Below are 6,601 nucleotides of genomic sequence, written 5' to 3' on the forward strand. Positions count from 1 at the left end.
GGGCGAGCTTTGCCTGAGAACAACCAGAAACCACTGACCACGGTCGCCGGCGCGCCGGTTCCGGACAACCAGAACTCCGTGACCGCGGGTCCCCGTGGTCCGATGCTCCTGCAGGACGTGTGGTTCCTGGAAAAGCTCGCCCACTTCGACCGTGAGGTCATCCCCGAGCGCCGGATGCACGCGAAGGGGTCGGGCGCGTTCGGCACCTTCACGGTGACCAACGACATCACCCGGTACACCAACGCCAAGATCTTCTCTGAGGTCGGCAAGAAGACCGAGATGTTCGCCCGGTTCTCCACCGTGGCCGGCGAGCGCGGCGCGGCCGACGCCGAGCGCGACATCCGCGGCTTCGCGCTGAAGTTCTACACCGACGAGGGCAACTGGGACCTCGTCGGCAACAACACCCCGGTGTTCTTCTTCCGCGACCCGCTGAAGTTCCCCGACCTCAACCACGCCGTGAAGCGCGACCCGCGCACCAACATGCGCGACGCCGAGAACAACTGGGACTTCTGGACCAACCTCCCCGAGGCGCTGCACCAGGTCACGATCGTGATGTCGGACCGCGGCATCCCCGCGTCGCTCCGCCACATGCACGGCTTCGGCTCGCACACCTACAGCTTCGTCAACGCCGAGGGCGAGCGGTTCTGGGTGAAGTTCCACCACCGCACCCAGCAGGGCATCAAGAACCTCACCGACGCCGAGGCCGAGGCGCTCATCGGCAAGGACCGCGAGTCGCACCAGCGCGACCTCTTCGACTCGATCGAGAACGGCGACTTCCCCAAGTGGAAGCTGTGCGTCCAGGTCATGCCGGAGGCCGACGCCGACAACTACCGGTTCCACCCCTTCGACCTCACCAAGGTCTGGTCGAAGAAGGACTACCCGCTGATCGAGGTCGGCGAGTGGGAGCTGAACCGCAACCCCGACAACTACTTCGCGGACGTGGAGCAGGCCGCCTTCACCCCCGCCAACGTGGTCCCGGGCATCGGCTTCTCGCCCGACAAGATGCTGCAGGGCCGGCTGTTCTCCTACGGTGACGCCCAGCGGTACCGCCTGGGCGTGAACCACCACCAGATCCCGGTCAACCAGCCGAGGAACCCGGTGAACTCCTACCACCGCGACGGCGCCATGCGCGTCGACGGCAACCAGGGCGCCACCCCGGGCATCGAGCCGAACTCCTACGGCCGCTGGCCGGAGCAGCCCGCCTACCGCGAGCCGAGCCAGGCCGTGGGCGCCGTCGCCGACCGGTTCAACTTCCGCGAGGACGACGACAACTACTTCGAGCAGCCCGGCAACCTGTTCCGGAACATGAGCCCCGAGCAGCAGCAGGTGCTCTTCGAGAACACCGCCCGTGCGATCGACGGCGCCTCGCAGGCCACCGTCGAGCGGCACATCGCCAACTGCACCCAGGCCGACCCCGCCTACGGCGAGGGCGTCCGCAAGGCGATCGAGGCGCTGGCGGCCGGCAACCTCTGAGCCTCCCGCGCCAACCCGGACCCGGCGTGGTGCACGGTCACGTGCACCACGCCGGGTCTTCGGCCGGTATCCCGCAGACGTCGACCAGGAAAGACGTACTCATGAGCGACGCTGGACTGACTCCCGAGCAGACAGAGCGCGTCGTGGCGATCGCCGCGGACCTCGCACGGGACGGCGACACCGGGCAACTGGCCGAGTTCCTCGACCACGGCCTCCCGGTCGACGTGGCCGACCGGAACGCGAACACGCTGCTCATGCTCGCGGCCTACCACGGGCACGCCGGGACGGTGCGCGCACTGCTCGACCGGGGGGCGAACCCGGATCTGCGCAACGCACGCGACCAGGCTCCCATCGCCGGTGCCCTGTTCAAGGGCGCGGACGACGTCGTGGTCATGCTCCGCGAGGCGGGCGCGGACCTCGACGCGGGCACGCCGAGCGCACGGGACACCGCGGCCATGTTCGGCCGGGAGCATCTGCTGACCGGCTGAACCGCGGGTCCCGCGCACCCTCGCCGGTCAGCGGACGGCGGCCGCGGACCCGGTCAGGCGCCAGCCGTGCGCGCGGTCGCGCTCCCGCCAGTAGTGGGCGTATCGGCCGTCGAGGGCGAGCAGCTCCTCGTGGACGCCCTCTTCCACGGCGCGTCCCTGGTCGAGGACGACGATGTGGTCGGCCCCGCGCAGCGTGTGCAGCCGGTGCGCGATCACCAGGACGGTGCGCTCCCGCGACAGGGCCGCCATCGCCTGCTGCAAGGCGTGCTCGTTCTCCGCGTCCAGCGCGGCGGTCGCCTCGTCGAACAGCACGATCGGGGTGTCCTTCAGCAGGGCCCGCGCGATCGAGATGCGCTGCCGCTCACCGCCGGACAGGCGGCTGCCGCCTTCCCCGACCGGCGCGTCCCAGCCGCCCGGCAGGCGTTCGGCGACGTCGTCGACCCGCGCCGTGCGGGCCGCGGCGTAGACCTCCTCGTCGGTGGCGTCGGGCCGTCCGACGCGCACGTTGTCGAGGACGGTCCCGTCGAACAGGTAGACGTCCTGGAAGACGACCGAGATGAGCGAGGTCAGATCCTCGGTCCGCATCTCGCGGACGTCCACGCCGCCCACCCGGACCGTCCCGGCAGCGGGATCGGAGAACCGCGCGATCAGCTTGATCACGGTCGTCTTGCCCGCGCCGGACGGCCCGACCAGCGCGGTCATCCGGCCCTGCGGCACCCGCATCGACAGGCCCTCCAGCACCGCGGTGCCGTCGTAGCCGAAGCGCACGCCGTCGAGTTCGACATCGGCGCCGCCGGCCCGCCGCGTCACCTCCGGCTCGGGCAGCGTCTCGGTGTCGAGCAGCTCGTTGATCTCGGTCAGCGCGTTCTCGGCGACCCGGATCGCGCCGCCGAGCTCGGCGGTGAACATGACCGGTTCGACGAACCGGGCCGCCAGCACCAGCAGCGCGATCAGCTCGGCGGTCCCCAGCGAGCCGTCGAGCGCCAGGTAGGTGCCGAGGGCCAGCAGGAGGATGAACGACGCCTGCGCGATGAAGCCGAGCCCGACGATGCCGGGCATGCCGGCGCGCAGCATCCGGCGGCCGGCCCTGTGCTGGGCGGTGAGCGCGCCGTCGAGCGCGGTGTGCCCGTGCGCCGTCCGGCCGAACGCGCGCAGGACCGGCTGGGCGCGGGCGAACTCCACGATCCGGCCGGCGGCGTCGGCGTGGACGGCGTCCGCGTGGCGGTCGGCGGCCTGCATGCCGCGGCTCGCCAGCCGGTACGCCACCGCCGCCGCCACCCCGGCGGCGGCCATCGCGATGGCCAGCCGCCAGTCGAAGAAGAACATGGCCAGCACCACGACCAGCGGCGTGACACACGTGTCGGCCAGCGGCCGCAGCAGGTGCGCGGGCACCGACATGATGTCGACCACGCGATGCGCGGCCAGGTGCCCGAGCCCGCCGACACGGTCGGTGGTGAACCAGGCGAGGGGCAGCTGGGCGACCTTGTCGCCGATCCGGTGGTGGAGGTCGCGGCTCACGTTCGTGCCGGTCTCGTGACCGGCCAGCGTCGCCGGATAGTTCACGGCCGCGTACCCGATCCACGCCGCCGCGAGCGCGATCACCCACGGCCAGGCCCGTTCCGGTTCGCCGCCGAGCACTTCCCGCAGGACCGGGACCAGCAGGACGAACGCCGCCCCTTGCAGCAGCGCGGCGGCGGCCAGCAGGACGAGCAGCCGGCGCAGTGCGCGGTCGTGCTCCGGGCCGAGCGCGGTGAACAGTCGGCGAATCATCGTCATCCCTCCCTTGGGGCGCCGGCGATGACGCCCGCGTCCCCGGCCTGCTCTTGCAGCCGCCACATGCGCGCATACCGGCCATCGGCGGCGAGCAGCTCCTCGTGCGTGCCCTGCTCGGCCATCCGGCCCTGGTCGAGCACCACGATCCGGTCGACTCCGGCGACCGTGGCCAGCCTGTGCGCGACGACGAGCACGGTCCGCCCGGCCGCCAGCTCCGACAGGGCGTCCTGGATCAGCGCCTCCGATTCCGGGTCGGCGTACGCGGTCGCCTCGTCGAGCACGACGATCGGGGTGTCGGCGAGTATCGCGCGGGCGATGGACAGCCGCTGCGCCTCGCCGCCGGAGAAGCGGACGTCCCTGCCGACCATCGAGTCGTAACCGCCGGGCAGCGCACGGATGCGCTCGTCGATGGCCGCGGCCCGCGCCGCGCGGCGCACGGTCTCCTCGTCCGCGTCGGGACGGGCGAGGCGGATGTTGTCGCGCACGCTGGCGTCCAGCAGCCGGACGTCCTGGAGGACGAACGACACCAGCCGGTACAGCCGGTCGGGCGCGATCTCGCGCACGTCCACGCCGCCGATGGCGACGGTGCCGGCGGTCGGGTCGAAGAACCGGGGCAGCAGCTTCGCCAGGGTGGTCTTGCCCGAGCCCGACGCACCGACCAGCGCGGTCACGGTGCCCGGTTCGAGCGCGAGGTCGATGTCGCTCAACACGGGCCGTTCCGTGTCGTAGGCGAACTCCACACCGGACAACTCCACCCGGTGGCTCTCCGGCAGGCGCGGCTCGGCAGGCACCGGCAGTTCCGGTACGGCGAGCAGTGTCCCCACCCGCTTGGCGGCCGCGCTCGCCATCTCCATGTCCTCGCCGTGGAAGTCCAGCGCGTGGAGGGGCGCGGCCAGCCCCAGCCCGAGGATCACGAACGGCAGCAGGTCGAGCGCGTCCAGCTGCCCGGCGGAGACCAGTGCCGTGCCGCCCACCAGGACCGTGAGCAGGATGGTGATCGGGCTCAACGCCAGCGCCGAGGCGGCGGCCGCCCGGTTGTTGCCCGAAAGCCACGCCATCAGGAACTCCGCGAAGTCGTCGGCGGCCTGCGCGTACTGCCGGTGCGCACGCTTGGCCTGCCCGAACATCTTCACGACGGCGATGCCCTCGACGAATTCGACGGCACTGCCGATGATGCGCTGCAGCGCCTGCTCGTAGGCCGCCATTCCGGCGGTCATCCCCACGATCCGCCGGGCGAACAAGGCGATTCCGAGCACGATCGGGACCAGCAGGATCAGCGCCATCCGCCAGTCCACCCAGAACAGGTAGGCGAGCGACACCAGCGACGTGACCGCGACGGAGGTGAAGCTCAGCAGCGAATGCGCCACCAGATGGTGCATCGCGTCCACGTCGTGCTGGACCGACTTCGAGATACCGGCGGCGCCCCGATCGGTGAACCATCCGAGCGGCACGCGCCCCAGCTTGCCGACGAGGCGGCGCCGGACCGACAGCTGGAAATCCAGATCCGCGTGATGCGCGAGCGCCCCCGCCGCCGAGGTGAGCAGCAGCCACACCACCAGCGCGCCCGCCGCGACCGCGGCCACCGTCCAGGCCCGCTCCCGGTCGACCGGGCCTGCCGCCGTCAGCGCCCGCGCCAGCTCGGCCACCGCGGCGAGCGGCACCACGGCCGCCGCCGCCGCGACGGCCTGCAACGCGATCGCCGTCCCCAGCCGCCCCCGGACGGGACGCAGCAGTTCCCCGAGACCAATCGACTTTTCGAACATGTTCCGAAAGTAGCACACGCGATCCGGCGACCGTCGGCCGTGGAAGGGGCGGACCTGCACCGGCCGCACGGCACGGGACCGGCGGGACGGCATGATGGAACGATGTCCCGACCGCCAGCGCCGCAAGGACGCACCGGCCGCCCGCCCCGCACGTCACGTGCGCAGATCCTGGAGGCGGCCCGCCGGATCATCGACCGGGAGGGCTGGGAGAAGCTGACCGTCCGCCGGCTGGCCTCCGAACTCGGCATCGGGCCCACGACCCTGTACCACCACGTCCGGGACAAGGAGGACCTGCTGGTCCTGGTGCTCAACGACTACCTCGGCCGGCTCGAACGCCCCGAACTGCCGAGCGACCCGCGGGAGCGCATCATCGCGGGCGCCATCGCCATGCACGACGCCGCCGCCGACTGGCCATGGGCCGCGGAAGCCGTCACGACCGACGGGTTCCTCGGCCGTCTCGACGCACCGGCACTGTGGATGGTCGAAGCCATCGTGGCCGGAGCCGCCGACTACGGGTGCACGCCCGCCCAGTCCGTCTTCGTCTTCCGCAGCATCTGGTACTACACGGTCGGTGAGGTCCTCGTCCGCACCAACAGCGCCCGCAAACGGGCCGGCGACCTGCGCCCCAGGTCCTTGAGCACGCTCGACGCGTCCCAGCTGCCTCACCTGGCCGCCATCGGCGACCTGTGGGGCGAGGTGTCAGGACAGGACACCTACCCCCTGGGCCTCCGCGCCTTCGTGAACGGCCTCCTCGCACAGGCCGCCTCGGCGACGCCGGAGTAGGCGGAGGCGGCCCGGCGGGGAGCGCCGTGGACGGGCCGGTGGGGCGGTGCGATGCTCGCGGGTATGAGCGTGTTCGGAGGGGACGCGGTTCTGCGGGTTCGGGGGGCGGTTTGGGCGGCTTGAGCGGCGAGGAGCGGGGGCCGCTGCTGGCGCTGATGGGCTCCGGCGAGACCAGCCCGACGATGGTGAGCGTGCACCGGGATCTGGTCGAGCGGCTGCGTCCGGCGTCGGCGGTGCTGCTGGACACGCCCTACGGCTTCCAGGAGAACGTCGCCGAACTCTCGGCGCGTGCACAGGCGTATTTCGAGCGCAGTGTCGGGT

The 6,601-nt window shown here is 71.7% G+C and carries 6 protein-coding genes; 4 read left to right on the plus strand and 2 right to left on the minus strand.

Annotated elements, in window-relative coordinates; translation table 11 throughout:
* Positions 1-9: 9 nt before the first annotated feature.
* Together E1285_RS05550 and E1285_RS05555 are read left to right on the plus strand one after the other, a co-directional pair.
* Positions 10-1,473, plus strand: coding sequence for a catalase (locus E1285_RS05550; protein ID WP_132148727.1), 1,464 nt, complete (start codon positions 10-12; stop codon positions 1,471-1,473).
* 101 nt (positions 1,474-1,574) lie between these two features.
* Positions 1,575-1,961, plus strand: a complete 387-nt coding sequence (locus tag E1285_RS05555; protein WP_132148729.1) for an ankyrin repeat domain-containing protein — start codon at positions 1,575-1,577, stop codon at positions 1,959-1,961.
* A 27-nt stretch (positions 1,962-1,988) separates the two neighbouring features.
* Here E1285_RS05555 and E1285_RS05560 read toward each other — a convergent pair whose 3' ends face one another.
* On the minus strand, positions 1,989-3,731 hold the full coding sequence (locus E1285_RS05560) for an ABC transporter ATP-binding protein (RefSeq protein ID WP_132148731.1): 1,743 nt from the start codon (positions 3,729-3,731) through the stop codon (positions 1,989-1,991).
* A 2-nt stretch (positions 3,732-3,733) separates the two neighbouring features.
* Complete coding sequence (locus E1285_RS05565) at positions 3,734-5,497, minus strand: ABC transporter ATP-binding protein (RefSeq protein WP_165966470.1); 1,764 nt, start codon at positions 5,495-5,497, stop codon at positions 3,734-3,736.
* 102 nt (positions 5,498-5,599) lie between these two features.
* Between E1285_RS05565 and E1285_RS05570 the strand changes: the two genes are divergently transcribed.
* Both E1285_RS05570 and E1285_RS05575 read left to right on the plus strand, forming a co-directional pair.
* Positions 5,600-6,280 (plus strand): TetR/AcrR family transcriptional regulator, encoded by a 681-nt coding sequence (locus tag E1285_RS05570; protein ID WP_132148735.1) that lies wholly within the window; start codon positions 5,600-5,602, stop codon positions 6,278-6,280.
* 119 nt (positions 6,281-6,399) lie between these two features.
* Positions 6,400-6,601, plus strand: a 202-nt coding sequence (locus E1285_RS05575; RefSeq protein WP_132148737.1) for a hypothetical protein, incomplete at its 3' end; no start/stop codon positions are given.

Origin of the sequence: Actinomadura sp. 7K507 (assembly GCF_004348425.1) — a bacterium.
In the GTDB taxonomy this organism is placed as follows: Bacteria; Actinomycetota; Actinomycetes; order Streptosporangiales; family Streptosporangiaceae; genus Spirillospora.

Excerpts from the sequence above, each read along its gene's own strand:
- E1285_RS05555 (WP_132148729.1), top strand. The coding sequence starts at position 1,575 with ATGAGCGACGCTGGACTGACTCCCGAGCAGACAGAGCGCGTCGTGGCG.
- E1285_RS05560 (WP_132148731.1), bottom strand. The coding sequence starts at position 3,731 with ATGATTCGCCGACTGTTCACCGCGCTCGGCCCGGAGCACGACCGCGCA.
- E1285_RS05565 (WP_165966470.1), bottom strand. The coding sequence starts at position 5,497 with ATGTTCGAAAAGTCGATTGGTCTCGGGGAACTGCTGCGTCCCGTCCGG.
- E1285_RS05570 (WP_132148735.1), top strand. The coding sequence starts at position 5,600 with ATGTCCCGACCGCCAGCGCCGCAAGGACGCACCGGCCGCCCGCCCCGC.